Raw genomic sequence first — 22,629 nt, 5'->3', positions numbered from 1 at the left:
TGCGCCGCGCGCGGTGTTTTGGCGTGTCCTTTGCCCCTTCACGAGCAGCACTTGGACGCCGTAACTCCATGTCTTGGTTTGAATCCCTCATCCTCGGGCTCGTCCAGGGGCTGACCGAGTTCCTGCCCGTGTCCTCCAGCGCCCATCTGCGGCTGACGGCGGCCTTCTCGGGCTGGAAGGATCCGGGCGCGGCCTTCACGGCGATCACGCAGCTCGGCACGGAGGCCGCCGTGCTGATCTACTTCCGCCGAGATGTCGGGCGGATTCTCGCCGCGTGGTTCCGGTCGCTCACGAACAAGGAGATGCGGCGCGACCACGACGCCCAGATAGGCTGGCTGGTGATCGTCGGCTCCATACCGATCGGTGTGCTGGGCGTCACGCTCAAGGACCAGATCGAGGGGCCGTTCCGGGATCTGCGGATCACCGCCACGATGCTGATCGTGATGGGCGTCGTCATCGGCGTCGCCGACCGGCTCGCGGCCCGCGACGAGACGGGCGGCAGGCACCGGGCACCCAAGCAGCGCAAGACACTTGAGAACCTGAACGCCAAGGACGGCCTCCTGTACGGCGTCTGCCAGGCGATGGCCCTGGTCCCAGGTGTCTCCCGCTCGGGCGCGACCATCAGCGGCGGCCTGTTCATGGGCTACACCCGTGAGGCGGCGGCCCGTTACTCCTTCCTCCTCGCCATGCCGGCCGTACTGGCCTCGGGCGCCTTCGAGTTGAAGGACGCGGCCGAGGAGGGGCACATCGCGTGGGGGCCGACGATGTTCGCGACGGTGATCGCGTTCGTGGTCGGATACGCGGTCATCGCCTGGTTCATGAAGTTCATCTCGCACAAGAGCTTCATGCCGTTCGTCTGGTACCGCATCGCCCTCGGCATCGTGATCATCGCGCTGGTGACGGCGGGCGTGCTGAGCCCGCACGCGGCGGAGTCGGCGGGCTGAGCGACCGGGCAGGAGCGCACCTGGCACCGGTCGCGACCAAAGTGCCCCGCTCCAGGGCGAGTTGATCTGCGCGACGTGCGCAACCCGGTGTCCCGCTTACGCCGCCCGTGACCAACCCCATACGGTCTGCGTAGCCGTCCGGTAGCGCACTGTCAGTCCTTGCCCCTAGGCTGTTCGCATGTCCCCCGATTCCATGGCCCCTGGTTCCGTGCGGTCCGCCTCCGAGGTGAACGAGCAGATCCGGGCACTCTGGCTGCGTGCGGGCGGCTCGCTCTCCGCCCAAGAGCGCGAGGAATACGAGCTGTTGGTGGTCGAGTGGGCCGCCGCGATCCGCGACGAGGTCATCGCGGCCGCCTGAATGGAGCACCCCCGCCGCAGGAGTTGGAGCGTCGTGAGCGCGCACGCGCCGACCGGCCGCCCGGGCTCGCCGCCCGTCAGCTCGCTCGGGTCCACCCGCACGGTGTCTACGACATAGGTACAGGCCTCACCGTCCGCCCGACACTCGCAGCACCGCCCCCGTCGCATAGGACGCGTCCGGGGACATCAGCCAGGCGATGGCCGCGGCGATCTCTTCGACGTGGCCCGGGCGGCGCAGGGGGATCGAGGACGCCACGCGCTGCGGGCGGTCCGGGTCGCCCATTCTCGCGTGGATCTCCGTGTCGATGACGCCGGGCGCGACCGCGTTGACGCGGATGCCGTCGGGGCCGAGTTCCTTGGCGAGGCCGAGGGTGAGGGTGTCGACGGCGGCCTTCGTCGCCGCGTAGTGGACGTACTCCCCGGGGCTGCCGAGGGTGGCGGCGGCGGACGAGACGTTCACGATCACGCCGTTCCCGCGGCCCGTCATCGCCCGCGCCGCACGGCGTGAACACAGCAGTGTGCCCAGCAGGTTGACCTCGACGACCCGGCGCAGATCGGCGGGGTCGGTGTCGGCGAGCCGGCCGAACGGTCCGGTCAACCCGGCGTTGTTCACCAGCCCGGTGACCGGCCCGAGGTGCAGCTCGGCCGCCGTGAAGAGCCGCTCGACGTCCTCCTCGGCGGACGTGTCGGCCTGTACGCACACCGAACGGACCCCGGATCGCCGCACCCCGTCCGCGACTTCCTCCGCGGCCTTCTCGTCCCGTAGGTACCCCACCACCACATCGTGCCCGTCCTCCGCGAGCCGCAGGCAGGTCGCGGCACCGATCCCCCGGCTGCCCCCGGTGACGATCGTGACAAGGCGTTTCATGAGCACTCCCCGCGACGAATACCGACGCATACCGACGGATAGCGATGAACGCCGACGAACATCAATCGAACACCACCGGATGTTCCCCACCTTGTCCCCGCGTACCCCTTGGCGCGACCCGCTCGGTAGCCAACACTTGGCCGATGACGCAGCGTGTGGAACTGGCGATTGTGATGGACCGGCTGGCCGTCGACGAAGTGATCACCGAGTACGCGGTGGCGGTGGACGACGGCGACTGGGAGGCGTACCGGAAGCTGTTCGCACCGGGGGGGCGCGCCGACTACCGGTCCGCCGGCGGGATCGAGGGGGACGCGGGCGAGATCGCCGGATGGCTCGCGGAGAGCATGCGGTTGTTCCCGATGCGGCAGCATCTGATCGTGAACCGGCGCATCCGCTTCGGCGCCCTCGACCAGAACTCCGACGACACCGCACGAGTCCAGGCCGACTACGTCAATCCGATGCGCTTCACCAGCGAAGACGCCAGCGACGCCGCCACCGCGCCCGACTTCGTGTGCGGCGGGCGGTACACGTTCGGGCTGTTGCGGACGTACGACGGCTGGCGGCTGACCGAGGTCGTCGTCGAGGAGAAGTGGCGGCGCCTTCCGGAGCGGCGTCCGGAAGCCGTGGTCAACTGAGCGGATCCGGATGGGCGGCGCGAGGTCCTCTGTGCGAGATCGTCGGGAACACGCACACTGGAGCGACCAGCGGGTAGGGAGGTGTCGTATGAAGACCTTCGGCGACTGGGTCGCCTCCCCGTGGCGGCGTTCGCTGCTCGCCGCGCTCGCCGGCGCGCTACCCGTGTTCGCGTTTCCCGCGCTGTCCTGGTGGTGGTTCGCCTATGTCGCGCTCGTCCCCTGGATCCTGCTGACGCGCTCGGCGCCGACCGGACGGCGGGCGGTGTACGACGGGTGGTGCGGGGGGCTCGGGTTCATGCTGGCCGTGCACAGTTGGCTGGTACCGAGCCTGAGTGTGTTCATCGTGGTCATCGCCGGGCTGCTGGGCGCGTTGTGGGCACCGTGGGGTTGGCTGGTGCGCCGTTTCCTCGGTGGTGTGCCGTCGCCGAGGCGGGGCGCCGCCGCGCTCCTCGTGGTGCCGTCGGGCTGGCTGATGGTCGAACTCGTGCGCTCCTGGCAGGGGTTGGGCGGGCCCTGGGGTCTGCTCGGCTCCACCCAGTGGCAGGTGGAACCGGCGCTGCGGCTCGCGTCGGTCGGCGGGGTGTGGCTGCTGAGTTTCCTGGTGGTGGCCGTGAACGTCGCGGTCGCCGTGCTGGTCGCGGTCCGTGAGGTGCGGGTGCCCGCCGTCGCCGGGCTGGTCGCCACCGCCGCCGTGACCTCGGCGGCCTGGGTGTGGTCGCCGCGCCCCGATGTCGACGGCCGGGTGCGGATCGCCGTCGTACAGCCCGGTGTCATCGCCGGCGACGACAGCGGCGACCGGCGCTTCGACCGCGAGGAGCAGCTCACCCGCCAACTCGCCGGTCAGGACGTCGACTTGATCGCCTGGGGCGAGAGCAGCGTCGGATTCGACCTCGGCAAGCGGCCCGACCTCGCGCGCCGTATCGCCGCCCTCTCCAAGGAGACCGGCGCCGACATCCTGGTCAATGTGGACGCCGAGCGCTCGGACAAGCCCGGCATCTACAAGAGCTCCGTCCTGGTCGGCCCGGACGGCCTCACCGGCGACCGCTACGACAAGATGCGGCTCGTCCCCTTCGGGGAGTACATCCCCTTCCGCTCGCTGCTCGGCTGGGCCACCTCGGTCGGCAAGGCGGCGGGCGTCGACCGCAGACACGGCACCGAGCAGGTGGTGATGAACGTCGGTCACGGGCTGCGCATAGGCCCGCTGATCTGCTTCGAGACCGCGTTTCCCGACATGAGCCGGCATCTCGCGCAGGACGGCGCCGACGTCCTCCTCGCCCAGTCCTCGACCTCGTCCTTCCAGAGCAGTTGGGCCCCCGAACAGCACGCCACACTCGCCGCCCTGCGCGCCGCCGAGACCGGCCGTCCGATGGTCCACGCCACCCTGACCGGCGTCTCCGCCGTCTACGGCCCGAGCGGACAGCGCATCGGATCATGGCTGGGCACGGACAAGAGCACGACCCAGGTCTACGACGTCCCGCTCGCGCACGGCATCACGCCGTACGTCCGCTACGGCGACTGGCCGGTGCAGGTCGCGCTGCTAGTGCTCGCGGCCGTATGCGTCGGCGAAGGATCGCGCGCGTTCAGGCTGCGGCGGACCGTTCCGCGACCGCTTGTACCACCCGCTCGCACAGCTCATGAGTCGCCAGCGCGTCCCGGGCGCTGAGCACCTTTCCGGCGCGTACGGCGTCAAGGAAGGTGAGCACGGCCTGCTCGATGCCGCGCTGCCGGGCCACGGGGACCCAGTCCCCGCGCCGCCTTGTCGTCGGCTGGCCCTTGTGGTCGACGACCTCGGCGAGGTTGAGGACCTGACGCTTGGTGTCCTGCCCGGAGACCTCCAGGATCTCCTCCACCGAGCCGCTGAGCCGGTTCATCACGCCGAGCGCGGTGAAGCCGTCTCCGGAGAGCTGGAGCACGAGGTGGTGCAGCAGGCCGTCCTGGGTGCGGGAACGCACGGTCACGTCCTCGATCGGCCCCGGCACCAGGAACCGCAGGGTGTCCACGACGTGGATGAAGTCGTCCAGGATCATCGCGCGCGGCTCTTCGGGGAGCCCGATCCGGTTCTTCTGCATCAGGATCAGCTCGCGCGGGTGGTCGGCGCACTGCGCGTATCCGGGGGCGTGGCGGCGGTTGAAGCCGACCGCGAGGGACACGTTCCGCTCCTCCGCGAGCCGCACCAACCGCTCGGAGTCGGCCAGTTGGTAGGCGAGCGGCTTGTCGACGTACGTCGGTACGCCCGCCTCCAGCAGCCGGGTCACGATCTCGGGGTGCACGACGGTGGGCGCGTGCACGAACGCTGCGTCGAGGTCCTCCGCGAGGAGCGCGGCGAGGTCCGCGTGGCGCCGGTCGGCCGGCAGGTGGAGTCCGTCGGCGACCCGGGCGAGGGTGGCGGGGGTGCGGGTCTGCAGGTGCAGTTCGACCCCGGGCAGGCCGCCGAGAACCGGCAGGTAGGCCTTCTGCGCGATGTCACCGAGTCCGATGCAGCCGACCTTCACGGAGTCTCCCTGGTGCTCGCCCGGCGGTCTCTCCTCGGAAGCATACGGCGGGGGCGATATCCGCTGGTGCGGGTGGACGAGACGCGCGAGGATGCGGGAATGACGATCGAGCGCCGTGAACCCGATACCACCGCCGACGAGCGCACCATGCTGGATGGCTGGCTGACGTACCACCGGGAGACCCTCGCCTGGAAGTGCGAGGGCCTGACCGACGAACAGTTGAGGACCACGTCCGTGGAACCGTCCACACTGTCGCTCATGGGCCTGGTACGGCACATGGCAGAAGTGGAGCGGCACTGGTACCGCCGCATCATGGCGGACGAGCAGGCCGGCCCGATCTACTGCACCGACGACGATCCGGACGGCGACTTCCATCTCACCGAGTCGGACACCTGGGCGGAGGCGCACGCCACCTGGCGGGCCGAGATCGAGGCGGCGAACGCGCACGCGGCCCGGTTCACGCTCGACGACGTCTCCGTGGGCAAGCACCGGCGCACCGGCGAGCGCTTCAACCTGCGGTGGATCCACACGCACATGATCGAGGAGTACGCGCGGCACAACGGCCACGCCGACCTGCTCCGTGAGCGGATCGACGGCAACACCGGCGACTGACGCCACGTCGTCACCCGGGGCGGGCGCGGACCGTCCGTAAGGGGGCGGAGATCACCCGTGTGGGGCATCATCCGCCCGGCCGCTGCCCCAAAAGCGGCCGGAACCAGCAGAGTTGCGCGGGTGTATCGAACGACGACCACCGCAACGCTCCTCGTCACCGTGGCTGTCTCGGCCCTCTCCGGCTGTGTGACCGTCCAGCGACCGCCCGCCCCCGCGCCCCCGGCGGCACCGACCCAAGCGTCGGTGCCGCGCCCGGACGGCAGCGCGGAACCGCAGATCGTACAGGCCCCGGCACGGGAGGCGCTGGAACTCATCGACCCGCCCCACCACCCGAAACCGGCCACGCATCCGCCGCACCACACACCGGCCCCGCCCAAGCAGGCGGCACAGGCACCAGTACCGGTCCCCCGCTCGCACCCGCATCCCCATCCCCACCCGCGCCCCAAGCCGCGGCACCCCCGGCAGCCGAGCGCGGACATCCCCGACGTGGTCAAGTCGGTGCCGAAGAACGCCTCGGACGTGTGTGCCCTGGGCAGGAAGTACGGCGGCTGGCAGCCGGACAGCCCGCAGTCGATCATCTGCGGTCAGACGTACGGCCGTTGAGACCACCGGGACCGGGCCGACCAACCACTAGGGCCGCTGTCTCGGCGGCCCCCAGGTCCCGCCCCCTTCGCCGCCGCCATCGCCGCCATCGTGGCCCAGCCGCAACTCCAGCCGGCTGATCGCGGCCCGCACCCCGTTGCCGTAGCCGTCGTCGGCGAGGATCGCGCAGGCGGCGCGGGCGCGGGTGAGGTGGGTGCGGGCGGCGTCGGAGCGGCCGAGCTTCACATAGTCGGCGGCGAGGTTGAGATGCAGGGAGGGGTAGAAGGCACGCACCTCGCTCGCCCCCTCCCGGCCGTCCGTCAGCTCGTCCGCGGCGGACAACGCCCTGAGATCCCAGGCGAGTTCGTCAGCGGGGTCGTCCTGCGTGTCGGCCAGGTAGTGGGCCAGGGTGCAGCGGTGCAGCGGGGCGCCGTCCTCGCCCAGCTCCGCCCACAGGCCCAGCATCCGGTCCCGGGCCTCCTCGCGGTCCCCGCCGTGGTGCAGCATGACGACCTGTCCGATCCGCGTCAGCAGAGCGTCCGGCGCCGCCTGTTCCTGTCGCTCCGCCACCGCGTCCTCCGCACCTCGTCAGCCGGTCGAGCCGTCCCTCTCGACGCTAACCGGAGCCACTGACAATCCCCGTCAGGCGGCCCCGGGCCGGGCCCGGCGAGGTCAGCCCAGGTTCGGGACGCGCCAGTCGATCGCGGTGTGGCCCTGCCGGGCGACGGCCTGGTCGATCTGGGTGAACGGGCGGGAGCCGAAGAACTTCTTCGCCGACAGCGGGGACGGGTGCGCGCCCTTGACCACGACGTGCCGCTCCTCGTCGATCAGGGGGAGCTTCTTCTGCGCGTAGTTCCCCCACAGGACGAACACCGCCGGGTCGGGGCGGTTCGCCACCGCGCGGATGACCGCGTCCGTGAACCTCTCCCAGCCCTTGCCCTTGTGCGAGTTGGCCTCTCCGGCGCGGACGGTGAGCACCGCGTTGAGCAGCAGGACGCCCTGCTGGGCCCACGGCATCAGATAGCCGTTGTCCGGGATCGGGAGGTCCAGCTCCTCCTTCATCTCCTTGTAGATGTTCCGGAGGGAGGGCGGGGTCTTCACCCCGGGACGGACCGAGAAGCACAGGCCGTGGCCCTGACCCTCGCCGTGGTACGGGTCCTGGCCGAGGATCAGCACCTTGACCTGGTCGTACGGCGTGGCGTCGAGCGCGGCGAAAACCTCCTCGCGCGGCGGGTAGACGGGACCCTTCGCCCGCTCCTCCTCGACGAACTCGGTCAGCTCCTTGAAGTAGGGCTGCTGAAGCTCGTCGCCCAGGACCCCGCGCCAGGACTCGGGGAGCATGGAGATGTCGGTCACGTCAACTTCCTTACCGTGTGCGGCGACTGCGATGCGGAGCGACCGCGCCGTGCGGTCGCCCTTCATGTCCCAGAACCTACAGCCGACCACTGACAGCGGGTACCGGAAGCCGTGTCACCAGCTCGTCTTGCGGTACAGCTTCCACATCATCATGATCGTCGACGGGTCGAGGGACTGTTCCCCGCCGGAGACGTCGTCGCTCGCGGCCACGTACTGCCGCCCCTGCCACAGCGGCAGCAGCCGCGCGTCGTCCACCAGGACCTGCTGCGCGTCCTCGAACTCCTTGACCACGTCGGCCCGGTCGTTCTCCCGGCGGGACTCGGGCAGCAGTACGTCGGTGATCCTGGTCGACGGATAGGGCGTACCGAGCGCGTTCTGCTGTCCGACGAACGGCGCGATGAAGTTCTCGGCGTCGGGGAAGTCCGGGAACCAGCCGCGCCCGAACACCGGGTACTCGCCCTTCTGGTAGCCCGTCACATAGGTCTTCCAGGGACGGCTCTTCAAGGTGATCGTGAAGAGCCCGGAGTCCTCCAACTGCCGCTTGATCTCCCGGAATTCGAGGGCGGTCTCGGAGCCGTAGCGGTCGGAGGTGTACCAGAGGGTGAGCGGGACGCGCCGGGTGATGCCCGCGTCGGTGAGGAGCTTGCGTGCCTTGGGGACGCTGGGGTCGCCGAAGTCGTCGTAGAAGGCGGTGGTGTGGCCGGTGAGGCCCTTGGGGACCATGGAGTAGAGCGGGTCCACGGTGTCGCGGTAGATCTTGTGGGTGATCGCGCCGCGGTCGACGACCTGGGCGACGGCCTTGCGGACGGCGAGCTTTCCGGCCCACGGGTCCTTGGGGTTGAACACCAGGTAGTTGATGTCGGTGCCGGAGCCGTCGACCAGTTGCAGGGTCTTGGAGGCGCGGCCCTGGAGGGCGACGATGTCGTCGGCGGCGAGGCCGCGGTAGGTGACGTCGATCTTCCCGGCCCGCAGCGCCCTGACCATGGTGCCGGAGTCCTGGAAGTAGCGGATCGTCACCGCGCTGTTCTGGCGTTGGGCGAAGCCCTTGTAGTGGTCGTTGCGGACGAGTTGGGCCTCTTTGCCGTCGGCGTAGGACTTCAGGGTGTACGGCCCGGAGCCGAAGACCTTGCCGTCCTTGCGCAGCGAGTGCGCGGGGTAGTCGTCGGGGTCGACGATCGACATGGCCGGGGTGGCGAGCACGAACGGGAAGGTGGCGTCGGGCTTGTTGAGGTGGAAGACGACCTCGCGGGCGCCGGTCACCTGGACCCGGTCGAGGCTGCCGAGCAGGCCCGCGGGACCGCTCGGGGCGTTGATCTGTCTGATGCGGTCGATGGAGTGCTTGACGGCTTGCGCGTCCAGGGTGTCGCCGTCTGAGAACTTCATGTCCGAGCGGAGTTCGCAGCGGTACGTCGTGTTCGAACCGTCCGTGAACCGGCAGCCCTTGGCCGCGTCCGGCTCGGGTGCGGTGGCGCCGGTCGGATAGGCCAGCAGCGTCTGATAGATGTTGCGGAACAGTTCCCAGGAGCCGTCCCAGGAGGCGGCGGGATCGAGGGTGCTGGGGGCGCTGGTGGTGCCGACGACGATGGGTCCCCGGTCGTCGGAATTCCCGTCCGAGAACACACCGCATCCGGCCATCACGGATATGGACGCCAGCGCCGCGACTGTGCGCAGGCCTCGGTTCCGGTTGAACACACGCACGCTCCTCGATCGGCCGTACCAAGGGTCGGCAGACCATACCGCAGTGCCCCGGCCGGTCGAGCGGGGTTTGGGCAGGGCACTTGATCAGCGTGTATATGACGACGTTGTCATCCGGCTGTGCGTGGGCCGCATGTCGACACGGGCGCCGATTCCGTCAAGCGAACAGCAAAGGAATCGGCGCCCGTTCGGTTCGGTCAGCCGATTCCGGCGTTCAGGAGGATGCCGCCGTCGACGACGAGGGTCTGGCCGGTGATCCAGTCGGACTGGTCCGAGGTCAGGAACGCGGCGGCGCCGCCGATGTCGGACGGCACACCGAGGCGGGCCAGCGGGTAGGAGGCGGCGGCCTCCGCCTCGCGGCCCTCGTACAGGGCGGCGGCGAACTTGGTCTTCACGACCGCCGGGGCGATCGAGTTGACCCGCACGCCGGGCGCGAACTCGTGCGCCAGTTGGTACGTCAGGTTGATCATCGCGGCCTTGCTGATGCCGTACGCGCCGATGAACGGCGAGGCGGAGACTCCGGCGAGGGAGGCGATGTTGACGATGGCGCCGCCGTTGTCCTTCTGCCAGGCGTGCCAGGTCCGCTGGGCGAAGCCGAGCGCGGAGACGACGTTGGTCTCGAAGACCTTGCGGGCGACGTTCAGGTCGAGGTCGGCGATCGGGCCGAACACCGGGTTCGTACCGGCGTTGTTGACCAGGTAGTCGACGCGGCCGAAGGCCTCTATGGTGCGCTCGACGACGACGGCCTGGTGGGCCTCGTCGTGGGCCTTGCCGGCCACGCCGATGACGCGGTCGGCGCCAAGGGCTTCGACGGCTTCCTTGAGGGCGTCCTCGTTGCGGCCGGTGATGCAGACGCGGTCACCTCGGGCGAGCAGCGCCTCGGCGACGCCGTAGCCGATGCCGCGGCTGGCGCCGGTGATGATCGCGACCTTGCCGGAGAGTTCAGGCAGTTCAGTCATGTTTTCCTGCGTTCCCGTGTTCCCGTGTTCGCTAGTTGAGCGGTCCGCCGGCGACGTACAGCACCTGGCCCGAGACGAAACCGGCCGCCTCGTTCGTGAAGAAGGCGACGGCGTTGGCGATGTCGTCGGGCTCGCCGACGCGCTGCACCGGGATCTGGGTGGCGGCGGCGGCCTTGAAGTCGTCGAAGCCCATGCCGACGCGGGCGGCGGTGGCGGCGGTCATGTCGGTGGCGATGAAGCCGGGGGCGACGGCGTTGGCCGTGATGCCGAACTTGCCGAGTTCGATGGCGAGGGTCTTGGTGAAGCCCTGCAGACCGGCCTTGGCGGCGGAGTAGTTGGCCTGGCCGCGGTTGCCGAGGGCGGAGGACGAGGAGAGGTTGACGATCCGGCCGAAGCCCGCGTCGACCATGTGCTTCTGGACGGCCTTGGCCATCAGGAACGAGCCGCGCAGGTGCACGTTCAGGACGGTGTCCCAGTCGGACGTGCTCATCTTGAAGAGCAGGTTGTCGCGGAGCACGCCCGCGTTGTTGACGAGGATCGTCGGCGCGCCGAGTTCGGCGGCGATGCGCGCGACGGCGGCCTCGACCTGTGCCTCGTCGGAGACGTCGGCGCCGACCGCGAGAGCCTTGCCGCCGGCCGCGGTGATCTTCTCCACGGTGTCCTTGCAGGCGGCCTCGTCGAGGTCGATGACGGCGACCGCGCGGCCTTCGGCCGCGAGGCGTACGGCGGTGGCGGCGCCGATGCCCCGCGCCCCGCCGGTGACAATCGCGACCCGCTGCTCAGTGGTGGACATTGCTGGTTCTCCTCGCCCTTGAGAAACTCTCGCCCTTTGAAATCCGCGGCCCGCCGGTGAGCGACCGCTTAGTACCTTCGGCAGACGTGACGCTAGAAGCCCTGGCACGCGGTGTCAACGTGCGCGCGGCCCGGTGTGATCCATTACCTCACCAGCAGGTCCAGCAGGCGCTCCGCCTCGGCCGCCGGATCAAGGGTGAGACCGGTGTGCACCGGCCCCGGCTGCACGACCGTGGAGCGGGGCGCGATCAGCCAGCGGAACCGCCGCCCGGCATCGTCCCGCGCCGCCTGCCCGGCCGCGTCACCGCCCGCGCACACACCTTCCACGGCGCCGAGCGCGGCCCGGATGCCGGCCACATCGGCGTCCGGGTCGAGGGCCAGCAGCCTGGCCTCGTCCAGATGGGTGCGGGCGCCGACGTAGGAGCGGGCGCGGCAGTAGACGAGGACCCCGGCGTTGATCTGCTCGCCGCGCTCGACGCGGGGGACGACGCGCAGCAGGGCGTACTCGAAGACGTCCCGTTCGTTGGCCTCGCTGGGCCGGATGATGTGGCGCTCGCTCACTGGTCCCCCTGGACGCGCTCGTGGATGACGGCGGCGCGCGCGAGGAGGGGCGCCGCGTAGGCCCGGCGCAGGTCGTCGGGGGTGTCGAAGCCGGGCTCGCCGGTCAGCCAGGCGTCGGGGATCTCGGCGGTGACCTCGGCGAGGAGGTCCTCGGTGACCTGCGGGGCCAGGTCGGCGGCGGCGGTCGCGAGGTCCGGGGCGAAGCGGGCCAGGGCGTGGTCGGCGGCGTCGTACGGGCGGGCCGCCGAGGTCTGAGCACCGGGCCAGTTGTGGTGCCAGATCATGGTGGCGCCGTGGTCGATGAGCCACAGGTCGCCTTTCCACATCAGCAGGTTGGGGTTGCGCCAGGAGCGGTCGACGTTGTTGACCAGCGCGTCGAACCAGACGATCCGGCCGGCCTCCTCGGGGCTCACCGTGAAGGCGAGGGGGTCGAAGCCGAGCGCGCCGGACAGGAAGTCCATGCCGAGGTTGGCGCCGCCGCTGGACCTGAGCAGTTCCTGGACCTGCTGGTCGGGTTCGCCGAGGCCGAGCACCGGGTCGAGGCCGAGGGTCACCAGACGGGGCACCCGGAAACCCAGCCGTCGGGCCAACTCCCCTACGACGACCTCGGCGACCAGCGTCTTGCGGCCCTGTCCGGCGCCGCTGAACTTCATGACGTACGTCCCGAAGTCGTCGCCCTCGACGAGCCCCGGCAGCGAGCCGCCCTCCCGCAGGGGCGTGATGTAGCGGGTCACGCTGACTTCCTTGAGCATCGCCCCAGATTACTGGTGCCTCTAGTGGGTGCCTGTTCAGGCCTTATACGCACCTGACAGCGGAACGACAGAGACGTTTTACGCCTGCCTGATCTCGATCAGGCCAAGCTCTCGACACCGTCTGAACGACGGTCATCCGTATTCCGTACCCCTTTGCAGACCCCACAGATGCTTCCCTATGGAAGGAACGTCAGCATGACCAGCGATTCGTTCGAACCCGTCACGGCGCCCTCCCGTCGCACCGCGATGGCGGCGGTCGGCGCGGCGGGGCTCGCCGTCGCGCTGACCGCGTGCTCATCGAGCGACGACTCGTCGTCGGACACCTCGGGCTCCTCGGACACCTCCGGCTCCACCAGCACCTCCGGCTCGTCCACCGCCCAGGGGGACGCCGGTGGTACCGAACTGGCCAAGACCTCCGACATCCCCGAGGGCGGCGGCAAGATCTTCGCCAGCCAGGGCGTGGTGGTCACCCAGCCGACGGCGGGCACCTACAAGGCGTTCTCGTCGAAGTGCACCCACCAGGGCTGCGCGGTGAGCACCATCAGCAACGGAGTCATCGGCTGCCCCTGCCACGGCAGCGAGTTCTCCGTCACGGACGGCAGCGTGAAGAAGGGTCCCGCGACCCAGGCCCTGCCCGCCGAGCAGATCTCCGTGTCCGGGGACTCGATCACGCTGGCGTGAGAGCCGGCGTCCCGCTGAATGTGACGGTCAGCCGCGGCCCGCTCCGCGCGGTCGTTTGAAACAGCGCAGCACCTCGTCCGTGGTCGCGACCGTAGCGACCAACGCGAGGGTGTTGCGGATCATCGCGGGGGTGTACTCCGAGGGCACCCCCGCGATGGCGTCCCCGGGCACGACGACGGTGTAGCCGCGGTTGACGGCGTCGAACACCGCGTTCGGAATAGCCACGTTGGCCGAGACACCGGTGACGATCAGTGTGCGGCAGCCGAGGTTGCGCAGCAGCGCGTCGACGTCGGTGCCCTGGATCGGCGACAGGCCGTGCAGCCGTCGTACGACGAAGTCCTCTTCGGTGACCTCTATCGGGGGTGCCACGCGCACCGCCGTGGTCCCCGACAGTTGCCGCACGGGCAGGCGTTCGGCGGCGCGGAACAGCCGGGCGTTGCGGTTCGCGCCCCGCCCGTCCGGGCGGCGTTCGGCGATCGCGTGGATGACCTGGACCCCGCTCTCGTGCGCGGCGGCGACCAGTCGGGCGACGTTGGCGAGCGCGCCCGACGAGCGTGCCGCCAGGGCGAGTTCGGGCAGGGCGCTGTCCGGGCCGACCACCCCCTGCTGGCATTCGACGGTCAGCAGCACGGTGCTCACCGTGTCGAGGATCTCACTGAGTTGTTCGTGCGACGGCATGGCTCTCCCTTGTCGTCGACGGCGGGGCGGGTGACAGTAGCGAGCATCGCGTGCACAGGGAAGACCGCCGCTATTGCGTCCACTCTTCTCGCGCACCGCGCCAGAAGCGGCTGCCCGCCGCTCGTGCCGTAGCCGAAGGGGATCGCATGACCGCCACTCAGCGCCGGGGCCGGAAGATCATGATGACACCCGAGGAACTGGACGAGTTTCTCGCCACCGAGCGGACCTGTCGGGTCGCGACCGTCTCCGCGGACGGCGCGCCGCATGTCAGCCCGCTCTGGTTCGCCTGGGACGGCAGCTCGCTCTGGCTGTACTCGATCACCCGCAGCAAGCGCTGGGCGGAGCTGCGTCGCGACCCGCGCGTCGCCGTGGTGATCGACGGCGGGCACGCCTACGACGAGTTGCGGGGCGTCGAGCTGTCCGGGACCGTCGAGTTCGTGGGCGAGGCCCCGCGCACCGGGGAACCGCATCCTGAACTCGTCGCCGTGGAGAAGCTGTTCGCGCGGAAGAACTTCGGCCTCGACTCGATGCCGTACGACGGCCGGCACGCGTGGGTACGGCTGACGCCGGACACGGTCGCCTCCTGGGACTTCCGCAAGTTGGCCGCCCTGTAAGGCCGTTGGCCGTCGGCCTTCAGGCGACGGCCCCGCCCACCGCCCGCAGCGCCTCGACCGCCGCGCGGATGGAGGGACGGCGGTCGGCGTCCGCGCGCCAGACGACGTACACATGCCGACGCACCCGTTGCTTCAGCGGGACGGTGACGACTCCGGACGGCATCGGGTTACGGCCCAGCAGCGGCGCGATGCACACACCCAACCCGGCGGCGACCAGACCGAGTTGGGTGTGCGTCTCGGCTGCGCGGTGGCCGATGATCGGCTCGATGCCCCGGGAGCGCAGGGTGAACATCAGCCACTCGTGGCAGAACTCGCCCTCGCCCCAGGTGATCCACTCGTCGTCCGCGAACTCCCCGAGGTCCACCTCGGCGCGCCCGGCCAGAGGATGGCCGGTCGACATCGCCACGTCGGCCGGGTCGTCCAGGATCGGCGCCTTCACCAGGCCGTCCGGCAGCGGCATCGGCTTGTTGTACCAGTCGAGGACGACCGCGAGGTCGAGATCGCCGCGTACGACGCCCGCGATGCCGCGCTCCGGCTCCTGCTCCGTGGAGCGGACGCGCAGCGCGGGGTGCCGGGCGCGCAGCTCGGCGAGCGCGGTGGGGAACAGGCCGCGGGCCGCGGTCGGGAACGCGGAGAGCCTCAACTCGCCCACGACCTGGCCGCGTTGGGCCTCCAGGTCGGCCTGGGCCAGCTCCACCTGAGAGAGGATGCGCCCGGCGTGCTCCGCGAGCAGCCGGCCCGCGTCCGTGAGCCGCACCCCCCGCCCGTTCTTCGCGAGGAGTTGCTGACCCACCTCCCGCTCCAACTTGGACATCTGCTGCGAGACGGCCGAGGTCGTCACATGCAGCCCCTCGGCGGCACCACTGACCGAGCCGTGCCGGGCGAGGGCGTCCAGCGTACGCAGGCGCTCAAGGTTCAACATGTAAGTGATACTACGAGATACCGGGCGCGAAATTTCGCTTGTGCTACGACGTTGGGTCCAGGACGGTTGTCCCATGAGCACAGTCACCGCGCGCCAGAACCAGGCCCCGGCCACCACCACTCCGCTCCTCCGCCCCGCCCTCGACTGGCGGCTGCGCTTCGGGGCCCTCTCCCTCATCTGGGGCTTCAGCTTTCTGCTCATCAAGGTGGGCACACAGGGCTACGCACCCTTCCAAGTCACGTTCGGGCGGCTGCTGTTCGGGACGGCGGTGCTCGCGGCGGCGATGGCGGTGAAGCGGGAGAGGCTGCCGCGCGGTGCGCGCACCTGGGGTCATCTGACGGTCGCCGCGTTCCTCCTCAACGCCCTCCCGTTCTCGCTCTTCGCCTACTCGGAGCTGACGATCCCCTCCACGCTCGCGGGCATCTGCAACGCGACCTCGCCGTTGTGGGGCATGGCGCTCTCCCTGGTCGCCCTCTCCGAGGACCGGCCGACGCGCGTCCGGGTCGCCGGTCTCGGCCTCGGCTTCCTGGGCGTCCTGACGGTCCTCGGCGCCTGGCAGGGCTTCAGCGGCCTGGACGCCAGGGGCACGGCGATGGCTCTGCTGGCCTCGCTCAGCTATCCGATCGGCTGGATCTACGTCCGCCGGACCCTGGCGGGCACCAGCACCTCGCATCTCTCCCTGACCGGCGCCCAGTTGCTCCTGGCCACCCTCCAACTGGCCGTCGTCACCCCGCTGTTCACCTCCCTGCCGACCCACCTCCCGGTCCTGCCCCTGCTGGCGATCGCCGCACTGGGCGCCCTCGGCACCGGCCTCGCCGTCCTGCTCCAGTACGGCCTGGTCGCCGAGGTCGGGCCCACGACCGCCCAGATGGTCACCTACTTCATCCCGGTCATCGCCACGGCTGCGGGCGTCGCGATCCTGGGCGAGTCGTTGAGGTGGTCGACTCCGGTGGGGGCGGTGATCGTGTTGGCGGGGGCGGGGCTCACGCAGGTGCGGGGGAAGAGAGCGGTGTAGGTCGGCGGGTCGGCGGGCTGCCGTGGACGTGCACTGGGGCGGTGGCCGACTCGGCCGGGCTCTGGGCTCTGGGCTCCGGACTCCGCGGGCGGAATGGCGCAGGCTTGCCGGTTTTCGGAACGAGGACGCCTTGCCGAGACTCTCGGCCGCAGTCCGAGCGGGGCGGACGAACGCCATAACGCCGGCCCACGACGCCTGGGCAGGCCCTGGCGAAAGGGGTACCCGACCCGGGCTCGGGCCAGATGCAGGGCGAGGGATCCGCCAGCCTCCCCGCCTCACCCCAGCCGCAGTACGGTTCGCCGCCACAGCCCCAAGCCGCTCACAGAACCCGTGCTCGACTCCCCTTACGCATAACCCCGGATCGGCACCGACCCGCACGCCGAAGCGATCGCTTCCGCCAGTACGCCGGCCTTCTCGGCCGTCAGGGTCGAGACCGTGACGCGGATGCCGGGCGGTGCGCTCATGCGGAAGCGGGCGCCCGGGGCGACGGCCCAGCCCGCGTGGAGCAGGCGGGACACGGCGCCCGTCTCGTCCGGTACCGGGATCCACACGTTGAGGCCGCTCACTCCGTGGGCCGCGACCCCGCGCTCGGCCAGGGCGGCGATCAGTGCGTCCCGGCGCCCGCCGTACGCGGCCGCCACCGCCGGCGTATCCACCGCGCCGTCGGCCCACAGCCGGGCGACGGCTCGCTGGATCAGGCGACTGACCCAACCCGGTCCCAGTCGTTGGCGGCCACGGACACGGTCGAGGGTGACTGCGTCGCCGGTCAGTACGGCGAGCCGTAGATCGGGGCCGTACGCCTTGGCGACCGAGCGGACGAAGGCCCAGTGGCGGGTGGTGCCGGCCAGGGGGTGCAGGGGCTGGTCGACGATGCCGTGGCCGTGGTCGTCCTCGATCAGCAGGATCTCCGGGTGACGGCGGAGCACGGATCGCAGGGCACGCGCGCGTGGGGCGCTCACCACGGCTCCGGTGGGGTTCTGCGCGCGGTCGGTGACGATCAGGGCCCGCGCCCCGGACTCCAGCGCGGCGCGCACGTCGTCGGGGAGCGGCCCCTCGTCGTCGACACGGACGGGTGTCACGCGCAGTCCGAGCGCCGGTACGAGGTCGAGGAGGCTGCCCCAGCCGGGATCCTCGACGGCGACGGTGTCCCCCGGCTTCAGATGGGCGGCGAGGACGCGCTCGATGGCGTCCAGGGAGCCGGAGGCGACGGCCACGGGGCCCAACGGAACGTCGTCCGCGTCCAGTTGGGTGCGCGCGATACGGGCCAGTTCCGGTTCCATCGGGTCGTCGCCGTACATGACCGGTTCCCGGTCGGCCCGCTCGGCGGCCCAGGCGAAGGCCGGCGCCAGGGCGGGCAACAGCGCCGGATCGGGGTTGCCGTGGGCCACGTCCCGCACCCCCCGCGGCACCTCCACCCGGATGTGCTCGCGCCCGGTCGTGGCCGGCTTGGGCCGCACCCGGCTGCCCCGGCGCCCGGCGGTCTCGATCACCCCACGCTCCCGCAGGGTCCGGTACGCGGCCGCGACCGTATTGGGATTCACCCCCAGCTCGACCGCCAACTCCCGCATGGGAGGCAGCACTTGACCGGGATCCAACTCTCCCGAACCCACCGCGCGCTCGACGTCCGCCGCGATGTCCGCCGCACGTCGCCCTTGAATCCGATATCCTCCTAGCACAAAGCAGATTATGCACTAGTGCAATATGGTACGCAAGGGAGAGCACCATGGTGAGCGCCGTCCAGGGGACCACCTCACAGCCGACGTCCGAATCCACCGCCTACACGCCGACCGACCGCACCGTCCCCACGCGTTCCGCGAACCGGGCGTCGTACGACAAGGAACTGGTGCACGCGATACTCGACCAGGCCTACGTCTGCCACCTCGGCTTCGTCCGCGACGGTGCGCCCGTGGTGCTGCCGACGCTGTACGGCCGGGTGGGCGAGCGGCTGTACGTGCACGGTTCGACGGGTGCGCGTCCGCTGCGGATGACGGGACAGGCCGACCCGGGGCTGCCGGTGTGTCTGACGGTCACGCACGTCGACGGTCTGGTGCTGGCCCGCTCGGCCTTCCACCACTCGATCAACTACCGCTCCGTGGTGGTGCACGGCATCGCCCACCAGGTGACGGACCCCGAGGAGAAGCGGACGGCGCTGGACGCGCTGGTCGACCACGTCGTGCCGGGCCGGGCGGCGGACTCGCGGCCCGCCAACAAGAGGGAACTCGCCGCGACCATGGTGATCCGCCTCGACCTCGACGAGGTCTCCGCCAAGGTCCGCACCGGCGGCGCGAACGACGACCCCGAGGACCTGGACCTCCCCCACTGGGCCGGTGTCGTCCCCCTCCGGCCCGCCTACGGAACCCCGCTCCCGAACGACGACCTGGCACCCGGCACCGAACTCCCCGGCTACCTGGCGGCGTTGTGATGCTCATCCACCCCTGGGACGCGCCCCACGACGACGCCGAGTGGCAACACTGGCTGGCCGCCCACGACTTCGGGCAGCTCGCCGTCAACGGCCCGCCCGGCGAAGCCCCGTTGGTCCAGCCGCTGCACTTCGCCTACAACCCCGGGCGCGGCGAGGCGGTCACCCACCTCGCCCGCCCCAACCCCCTGTGGCCCGCGCTGGAGGAGAACCCCCAGGTGGTGCTGAGCGTCGTCGACGACTACACGTACATCACCGGTCCCTGGCAGGCGGATCCGGACTGCCCGCCGGAACACGGCGTGCCGACCAGCTTCTACGCGGCGGTCCAACTCCGTTGCACCGCCCACCTGGTGGACGACCCCGCCGAGAAGGCGACCCTGCTCAACCGCCAGGTCGGTCACTTCCAGCCCGAGGGCGGTTCCGCGACGGTCGCGGCCGGCGAGGCGCCGTACGGACGGCTGTTGCCGGGTATCCGCGTGCTGCGGCTCGAAGTGACCGGCGTGCGGGCGAAGTTCAAGTACGCGGGCAAGCGGTCGGTGGAGGTGCAGGACCGTATCGCGACGGGGCTCGCGAAGCGGGGTGGTCCTCGGGACGCGGCGGCACGGGAGCATCTGCTGCGGCGGCGCGAGGGGTGAGCGCCTCCCGTCACACGGGGACCCGCTCGTCGGGTGTCGGCGTGCGGGCCTCCGTCACCGCGAGGCCCGCGACCGAGCCGAGCATCAGCAGGGTGCCGGCCAGGGTCGTGGGCGTCAGCGGTTCGCCGAGCAGGACGACGGCGAGGCCGGCCGCGCTCACCGGTTCGAGAAGCATGATCACAGAGACCGTGGCGGACCGTACGACGGCCGCCGCCGCGAAGTAGAGCGCGTAGGCGAGGGCTGTCGGGACGGTCGCGATGTACCCGAGCAGCCACAGGACCCGGCCGGGCTGGGCGGTGTGCGGCAGCAGCCCCTCGGCCAGGGCGAACGGCAGCACACACAGGCTGGTGACCGCGAAGGTCCAGACGGCCGTCTCCGACGCGTCGGTCCCGCCCTCGCGGCCCCAGCGCCGGGTGAGCAGGGTCATGGCCGAGCCGCCCGCCGCCGAGACGAGCGCGAGCAGCACGCCCGGTGTCCGTACGGTCGCGGCCGGGCCCAGTGAAAGGACGGCGAGCCCGGCGAGCGCCCCGCCGACGGCGACCGTGCCGGCCGCGCCGAGCCGCTCGCCCAGGGTCAGCCGCGCTCCTAGCGCGACGAGCACGGGTCCGGCGCCGAGGGTGACGACGGTCGCCACGGCCAGGCCGGTGGCCTCGACGGACGCGAAGTAGGCCGTCTGGAAGACGGCCAGCCCGAGGCCGGTCGGTACGGTCCGCAGGATCTTGCGGCCGAGCGGCTCGGATACGGCGGGGCGGGCCCTCGGGCGGCGAAGGAAATGGACGGCGAGCAACAGCACGAAGCCGGCCGCGCAGCGCCAGAAGGACAGGGCGAGGGGGCCGAGGTCACTGGTCCGGTAGACCAGGGAGGCGGCGGCGCCCGCGGTCCCCCAGGCGACACCGGCGACGATCAGGTAGAGCAGGCCTCGCCCGACGGGCAGGCCGAGAGCGGTGTTCGACACGCGTGGTCTCCGCAGAGGTGCAGAAGTGCGACGAGGAACCCCGGTCGGCGGGGTTCGTGGACTTCGTCTGCGGGCAGCACCGTCTGGCCCGGCGGTACCGGGCGTGGAATCCGGAGGGCCCGCCTCAGGCGGCGGGCGGCGGAAGCAGGAGTGCGATCACGTGCATGGCGGTCAGCCTAAGGGGCGGCGGCCTGGAGACGCAGGTCACTTTCGTCGATGTCACAGGGGGCCGGGCTGTCTCGTCTCGGGGATGTAGAGGCACTGACGACCACAGCCCACGGAGGGCACACCATGGACGCACGACTGAACTACCTCGCCAGCCCCGTCGCCGGAAAGGCAGCCAAGCAGTTCATGTCGGTGGGCAGGACGCTCAAGAACTCGGCCCTGCCGCCCCTGACGCAGGAGTTGGTGGCGCTGCGGGTGAGCCAGATCAACGGCTGCGCGGTGTGTGTCGACATGCACACCAAGGAGGCCGACGCGGCGGGCGAGACGGCGGTGCGGCTGAATCTGGTCGCGGTGTGGCGGGAGGCCACGGTCTTCACCGAGGCGGAGCGTGCCGCGCTGGAGCTGGCCGAGGAGGGGACCCGGGTCGCGGACGCGGCCGGCGGGGTGAGCGACGAGGTGTGGGCGCGGGCGGCCGAGCACTACGACGACGAGCAGCTCACCACGCTGGTCATTCTGGTCTCCTTTATGAACTCGGTGAACCGGCTGAACATCATCACCCGGCAGCCGTGCGCGGGCGACTACAAGCCGGGGCTGTTCGGCTGAGCGAGTCGCGAGGAACAAGGCAAGTACCGTCAGCAGAAGGGGAATTGGCGTGACCAAGGTCGAGGAGTTCGAGGAGCTGCGGCCGCTGCTGTTCTCGATCGCCTATCGGATCCTGGGCAGCGTGGGTGAGGCCGAGGACGCGGTGCAGGAGACCTGGCTGCGCTTCGACGGCACGGCCACCCGGCCCACGTCGACGAAGGCCTTCCTGTCGGCCACGGTGACGCGGATCGCGATCGACGTCCTGCGGTCCGCGCGGGTACGGCGGGAGGAGTACGTGGGTCCGTGGTTCCCCGAGCCGCTGCTGAGCGACCCCTACCAGGATCCCGCGCGCTCGGTGGAGCTGGCCGACTCGGTGTCGATGGCGGCCCTTCTGCTGCTGGAACAACTCAGCCCGCTGGAGCGGGCGGTGTTCGTGCTGCGGGAGGTGTTCGCCTTCGGCTTCGACGAGATCGCCACGACCGTGGGGCGTTCGGAGTCGGCGTGCCGGCAGTTGCTGGTACGGGCACGGCGGCACATGGCGGACCGGCGGCCCCGGTTCGCCGCGGACCGGGGGGAGCGGCAGGAACTGGCGACACGGTTCTTCGACGCGTTGAAGGACGGCGACGTGGGCGGCCTGCGTGAACTCCTCGCCGCCGACGTCCAGTTCGTCGGGGACGGCGGTGGCAAGGCCCCTCAACTGGCCAAGGCCGTCGTCGGAGCGGAGAACGTGGCCCGGGTGCTGGGCACGGTCTTCCCCTGGCTGATCCGCATCGATGTGTCCTGCGAACCCCACGAGGTCAACGGCCAACCCGGCGCGCTCTTCCGCGACCGCGACGGAAAGGTGCTGCACACCCTGTCCCTCGACGTACTCGACGGTCAGATCCAGACCATCCGCGCGGTAATCAACCCCGACAAGCTCAGCCACCTCGGGCCGGTCGCGGACGCCTGGGCGGTCGACCGCGAGCTGAGGCGGGCGCGTCGTGGGCCGAGCTGAGCCAGCAGTGGGCGATCAGGCGGACGCCGCTGAGGCGACCGTCTCGCGGGCGGCCAGCTCGCGCTCCGGACCACCGCCGGCCACCGGCACCCCGGAACCCTTCGTCGGCACCGCGAACAACGACAGGCACGTCGACGGCCGCGCTGACGGGCAGCGGGCAATCGGGGGTACGGCGCTCAAGCGGCCGTCTCCCGCGCGGTCAGTTCCCGCTCCGGACCACCGCCCGCCACCGGCACCCCGGAACCCTTCGTCGGCACCGCGAACAACGACAAGCGCGTCGACCGCCGCGCTGACGGACAGCGGGCGATCGGGGCGTACGCCGCTCAAGCGGCCGTCTCCCGCTCTGGACCACCGTCGGGCACCG

Annotated in this window: 26 protein-coding genes and 1 pseudogene; 14 read left to right on the top strand and 13 right to left on the bottom strand. The window is 70.8% G+C overall.

Translation table 11 applies throughout. From position 1 onward, the window contains the following. Positions 1 to 68 precede the first annotated feature (68 nt). From ABZT04_RS12305 to ABZT04_RS12295, 3 genes and pseudogenes are all read left to right on the top strand, one after another. A complete protein-coding gene (locus ABZT04_RS12305) occupies positions 69 to 944 on the top strand; it encodes an undecaprenyl-diphosphate phosphatase (RefSeq protein ID WP_356055854.1) in 876 nt (291 codons plus the stop codon). Positions 945 to 1,122: 178 nt separating this feature from the next. Next, positions 1,123 to 1,302, top strand: coding sequence for a hypothetical protein (locus tag ABZT04_RS12300; RefSeq protein ID WP_355903945.1), 180 nt, complete (start codon positions 1,123 to 1,125; stop codon positions 1,300 to 1,302). A gap of 20 nt (positions 1,303 to 1,322) precedes the next feature. Then, positions 1,323 to 1,418 (top strand): annotated as a pseudogene (locus ABZT04_RS12295) (chloramphenicol phosphotransferase); the annotation flags it as partial. A gap of 10 nt (positions 1,419 to 1,428) precedes the next feature. Here the strand turns inward: ABZT04_RS12295 and ABZT04_RS12290 are convergent. Further along, a complete protein-coding gene (locus ABZT04_RS12290) occupies positions 1,429 to 2,169 on the bottom strand; it encodes a glucose 1-dehydrogenase (protein WP_356055852.1) in 741 nt (246 codons plus the stop codon). Between the two features lie 143 nt (positions 2,170 to 2,312). Here ABZT04_RS12290 and ABZT04_RS12285 point away from each other — a divergent pair, with 143 nt between their 5' ends. Both ABZT04_RS12285 and lnt read left to right on the top strand, forming a co-directional pair. Next, positions 2,313 to 2,804 (top strand): nuclear transport factor 2 family protein, encoded by a 492-nt coding sequence (locus ABZT04_RS12285; protein WP_356055850.1) that lies wholly within the window; start codon positions 2,313 to 2,315, stop codon positions 2,802 to 2,804. Between the two features lie 88 nt (positions 2,805 to 2,892). Next, positions 2,893 to 4,467: an apolipoprotein N-acyltransferase gene (gene lnt / locus ABZT04_RS12280; protein WP_356055848.1), complete on the top strand. Its 1,575-nt coding sequence runs from the start codon at positions 2,893 to 2,895 to the stop codon at positions 4,465 to 4,467. On the opposite strand, the gene ABZT04_RS12275 is transcribed toward lnt, so the two are convergent. Then, on the bottom strand, positions 4,385 to 5,296 hold the full coding sequence (locus tag ABZT04_RS12275; RefSeq protein WP_356055846.1) for a Gfo/Idh/MocA family oxidoreductase: 912 nt from the start codon (positions 5,294 to 5,296) through the stop codon (positions 4,385 to 4,387). The two genes, lnt and ABZT04_RS12275, sit on opposite strands and share 83 nt — an antisense overlap. Positions 5,297 to 5,395: 99 nt before the next feature. Between ABZT04_RS12275 and ABZT04_RS12270 the strand changes: the two genes are divergently transcribed. Continuing rightward, entirely contained in the window at positions 5,396 to 5,908 is a 513-nt protein-coding gene (locus ABZT04_RS12270) for a DinB family protein (RefSeq protein WP_356055844.1), read from the top strand. A 120-nt stretch (positions 5,909 to 6,028) separates the two neighbouring features. Beyond that, the gene (locus tag ABZT04_RS12265; RefSeq protein ID WP_356055842.1) at positions 6,029 to 6,511 is read left to right on the top strand and encodes a hypothetical protein; all 483 of its coding nucleotides are present in this window, start codon (positions 6,029 to 6,031) and stop codon (positions 6,509 to 6,511) included. Positions 6,512 to 6,538: 27 nt separating this feature from the next. On the opposite strand, the gene ABZT04_RS12260 is transcribed toward ABZT04_RS12265, so the two are convergent. The 7 genes from ABZT04_RS12260 to ABZT04_RS12230 form a co-directional block, all read right to left on the bottom strand. Next, the gene (locus ABZT04_RS12260; RefSeq protein ID WP_356055840.1) at positions 6,539 to 7,060 is read right to left on the bottom strand and encodes a hypothetical protein; all 522 of its coding nucleotides are present in this window, start codon (positions 7,058 to 7,060) and stop codon (positions 6,539 to 6,541) included. Between the two features lie 102 nt (positions 7,061 to 7,162). Beyond that, positions 7,163 to 7,846, bottom strand: a complete 684-nt coding sequence (gene ung, locus ABZT04_RS12255; protein ID WP_356055837.1) for a uracil-DNA glycosylase — start codon at positions 7,844 to 7,846, stop codon at positions 7,163 to 7,165. A 114-nt stretch (positions 7,847 to 7,960) separates the two neighbouring features. Further along, the gene (locus ABZT04_RS12250; protein ID WP_356055834.1) at positions 7,961 to 9,538 is read right to left on the bottom strand and encodes an ABC transporter substrate-binding protein; all 1,578 of its coding nucleotides are present in this window, start codon (positions 9,536 to 9,538) and stop codon (positions 7,961 to 7,963) included. 200 nt (positions 9,539 to 9,738) lie between these two features. Then, a complete protein-coding gene (locus ABZT04_RS12245) occupies positions 9,739 to 10,500 on the bottom strand; it encodes an SDR family oxidoreductase (RefSeq protein ID WP_356055832.1) in 762 nt (253 codons plus the stop codon). A gap of 31 nt (positions 10,501 to 10,531) precedes the next feature. Continuing rightward, the gene (gene fabG / locus ABZT04_RS12240) at positions 10,532 to 11,293 is read right to left on the bottom strand and encodes a 3-oxoacyl-ACP reductase FabG (protein WP_356055831.1); all 762 of its coding nucleotides are present in this window, start codon (positions 11,291 to 11,293) and stop codon (positions 10,532 to 10,534) included. 143 nt (positions 11,294 to 11,436) lie between these two features. Then, the gene (locus tag ABZT04_RS12235) at positions 11,437 to 11,853 is read right to left on the bottom strand and encodes a DUF3037 domain-containing protein (protein WP_355903906.1); all 417 of its coding nucleotides are present in this window, start codon (positions 11,851 to 11,853) and stop codon (positions 11,437 to 11,439) included. Next, complete coding sequence (locus ABZT04_RS12230) at positions 11,850 to 12,605, bottom strand: HipA family kinase (protein ID WP_356055829.1); 756 nt, start codon at positions 12,603 to 12,605, stop codon at positions 11,850 to 11,852. Before ABZT04_RS12230 ends, ABZT04_RS12235 begins: the two co-directional genes overlap by 4 nt. Before the next feature lie 195 nt (positions 12,606 to 12,800). Between ABZT04_RS12230 and ABZT04_RS12225 the strand changes: the two genes are divergently transcribed. Next, a complete protein-coding gene (locus ABZT04_RS12225) occupies positions 12,801 to 13,286 on the top strand; it encodes a Rieske (2Fe-2S) protein (protein ID WP_356055827.1) in 486 nt (161 codons plus the stop codon). A gap of 27 nt (positions 13,287 to 13,313) precedes the next feature. Here ABZT04_RS12225 and ABZT04_RS12220 read toward each other — a convergent pair whose 3' ends face one another. Beyond that, positions 13,314 to 13,964: a cysteine hydrolase gene (locus tag ABZT04_RS12220; protein WP_356055825.1), complete on the bottom strand. Its 651-nt coding sequence runs from the start codon at positions 13,962 to 13,964 to the stop codon at positions 13,314 to 13,316. 146 nt (positions 13,965 to 14,110) lie between these two features. Between ABZT04_RS12220 and ABZT04_RS12215 the strand changes: the two genes are divergently transcribed. Further along, a complete protein-coding gene (locus ABZT04_RS12215) occupies positions 14,111 to 14,578 on the top strand; it encodes a pyridoxamine 5'-phosphate oxidase family protein (RefSeq protein WP_356055823.1) in 468 nt (155 codons plus the stop codon). Positions 14,579 to 14,597: 19 nt separating this feature from the next. On the opposite strand, the gene ABZT04_RS12210 is transcribed toward ABZT04_RS12215, so the two are convergent. After that, on the bottom strand, positions 14,598 to 15,500 hold the full coding sequence (locus ABZT04_RS12210; RefSeq protein ID WP_356055821.1) for a LysR family transcriptional regulator: 903 nt from the start codon (positions 15,498 to 15,500) through the stop codon (positions 14,598 to 14,600). A 73-nt stretch (positions 15,501 to 15,573) separates the two neighbouring features. On the opposite strand from ABZT04_RS12210, the gene ABZT04_RS12205 reads away from it, so the two are divergent. Continuing rightward, entirely contained in the window at positions 15,574 to 16,515 is a 942-nt protein-coding gene (locus ABZT04_RS12205) for a DMT family transporter (protein ID WP_356055819.1), read from the top strand. A 344-nt stretch (positions 16,516 to 16,859) separates the two neighbouring features. On the opposite strand, the gene ABZT04_RS12200 is transcribed toward ABZT04_RS12205, so the two are convergent. Then, positions 16,860 to 18,191, bottom strand: a complete 1,332-nt coding sequence (locus ABZT04_RS12200; RefSeq protein ID WP_356055817.1) for an aminotransferase class I/II-fold pyridoxal phosphate-dependent enzyme — start codon at positions 18,189 to 18,191, stop codon at positions 16,860 to 16,862. Between the two features lie 47 nt (positions 18,192 to 18,238). Between ABZT04_RS12200 and ABZT04_RS12195 the strand changes: the two genes are divergently transcribed. Together ABZT04_RS12195 and ABZT04_RS12190 are read left to right on the top strand one after the other, a co-directional pair. Next, entirely contained in the window at positions 18,239 to 18,937 is a 699-nt protein-coding gene (locus ABZT04_RS12195; protein ID WP_356055815.1) for a pyridoxamine 5'-phosphate oxidase family protein, read from the top strand. Next, the gene (locus tag ABZT04_RS12190) at positions 18,937 to 19,569 is read left to right on the top strand and encodes an FMN-binding negative transcriptional regulator (protein ID WP_356055813.1); all 633 of its coding nucleotides are present in this window, start codon (positions 18,937 to 18,939) and stop codon (positions 19,567 to 19,569) included. The genes ABZT04_RS12195 and ABZT04_RS12190 overlap by 1 nt, the downstream gene beginning before the upstream one ends. Positions 19,570 to 19,579: 10 nt before the next feature. On the opposite strand, the gene ABZT04_RS12185 is transcribed toward ABZT04_RS12190, so the two are convergent. Then, the gene (locus ABZT04_RS12185) at positions 19,580 to 20,524 is read right to left on the bottom strand and encodes an EamA family transporter (RefSeq protein WP_356055811.1); all 945 of its coding nucleotides are present in this window, start codon (positions 20,522 to 20,524) and stop codon (positions 19,580 to 19,582) included. A 291-nt stretch (positions 20,525 to 20,815) separates the two neighbouring features. Between ABZT04_RS12185 and ABZT04_RS12180 the strand changes: the two genes are divergently transcribed. Both ABZT04_RS12180 and ABZT04_RS12175 read left to right on the top strand, forming a co-directional pair. Continuing rightward, positions 20,816 to 21,292 carry a carboxymuconolactone decarboxylase family protein gene (locus tag ABZT04_RS12180; protein WP_356055809.1) on the top strand — a complete coding sequence of 159 codons (477 nt, stop codon included), beginning with the start codon at positions 20,816 to 20,818 and terminating at the stop codon, positions 21,290 to 21,292. A 49-nt stretch (positions 21,293 to 21,341) separates the two neighbouring features. Next, positions 21,342 to 22,265 (top strand): RNA polymerase sigma-70 factor, encoded by a 924-nt coding sequence (locus tag ABZT04_RS12175; RefSeq protein ID WP_356055807.1) that lies wholly within the window; start codon positions 21,342 to 21,344, stop codon positions 22,263 to 22,265. Positions 22,266 to 22,629: the final 364 nt, after the last annotated feature.

The sequence above is a fragment of the Streptomyces sp. NPDC005492 genome (assembly GCF_040605995.1).
Classification (GTDB): domain Bacteria; phylum Actinomycetota; class Actinomycetes; order Streptomycetales; family Streptomycetaceae; genus Streptomyces.
Note: the sequence above shows the minus strand (reverse complement) of the source record. Positions and strands in the feature narration are given on the sequence as shown.

Excerpts from the sequence above, each read along its gene's own strand:
- ABZT04_RS12305 (WP_356055854.1), top strand. The coding sequence starts at position 69 with ATGTCTTGGTTTGAATCCCTCATCCTCGGGCTCGTCCAGGGGCTGACC.
- ABZT04_RS12300 (WP_355903945.1), top strand. The coding sequence starts at position 1,123 with ATGTCCCCCGATTCCATGGCCCCTGGTTCCGTGCGGTCCGCCTCCGAG.
- ABZT04_RS12290 (WP_356055852.1), bottom strand. The coding sequence starts at position 2,169 with ATGAAACGCCTTGTCACGATCGTCACCGGGGGCAGCCGGGGGATCGGT.
- ABZT04_RS12285 (WP_356055850.1), top strand. The coding sequence starts at position 2,313 with ATGACGCAGCGTGTGGAACTGGCGATTGTGATGGACCGGCTGGCCGTC.
- lnt (WP_356055848.1), top strand. The coding sequence starts at position 2,893 with ATGAAGACCTTCGGCGACTGGGTCGCCTCCCCGTGGCGGCGTTCGCTG.
- ABZT04_RS12270 (WP_356055844.1), top strand. The coding sequence starts at position 5,396 with ATGACGATCGAGCGCCGTGAACCCGATACCACCGCCGACGAGCGCACC.
- ABZT04_RS12245 (WP_356055832.1), bottom strand. The coding sequence starts at position 10,500 with ATGACTGAACTGCCTGAACTCTCCGGCAAGGTCGCGATCATCACCGGC.
- fabG (WP_356055831.1), bottom strand. The coding sequence starts at position 11,293 with ATGTCCACCACTGAGCAGCGGGTCGCGATTGTCACCGGCGGGGCGCGG.
- ABZT04_RS12230 (WP_356055829.1), bottom strand. The coding sequence starts at position 12,605 with ATGCTCAAGGAAGTCAGCGTGACCCGCTACATCACGCCCCTGCGGGAG.
- ABZT04_RS12225 (WP_356055827.1), top strand. The coding sequence starts at position 12,801 with ATGACCAGCGATTCGTTCGAACCCGTCACGGCGCCCTCCCGTCGCACC.
- ABZT04_RS12220 (WP_356055825.1), bottom strand. The coding sequence starts at position 13,964 with ATGCCGTCGCACGAACAACTCAGTGAGATCCTCGACACGGTGAGCACC.
- ABZT04_RS12215 (WP_356055823.1), top strand. The coding sequence starts at position 14,111 with ATGACCGCCACTCAGCGCCGGGGCCGGAAGATCATGATGACACCCGAG.
- ABZT04_RS12210 (WP_356055821.1), bottom strand. The coding sequence starts at position 15,500 with ATGTTGAACCTTGAGCGCCTGCGTACGCTGGACGCCCTCGCCCGGCAC.
- ABZT04_RS12205 (WP_356055819.1), top strand. The coding sequence starts at position 15,574 with ATGAGCACAGTCACCGCGCGCCAGAACCAGGCCCCGGCCACCACCACT.
- ABZT04_RS12195 (WP_356055815.1), top strand. The coding sequence starts at position 18,239 with ATGGTGAGCGCCGTCCAGGGGACCACCTCACAGCCGACGTCCGAATCC.
- ABZT04_RS12190 (WP_356055813.1), top strand. The coding sequence starts at position 18,937 with ATGCTCATCCACCCCTGGGACGCGCCCCACGACGACGCCGAGTGGCAA.
- ABZT04_RS12180 (WP_356055809.1), top strand. The coding sequence starts at position 20,816 with ATGGACGCACGACTGAACTACCTCGCCAGCCCCGTCGCCGGAAAGGCA.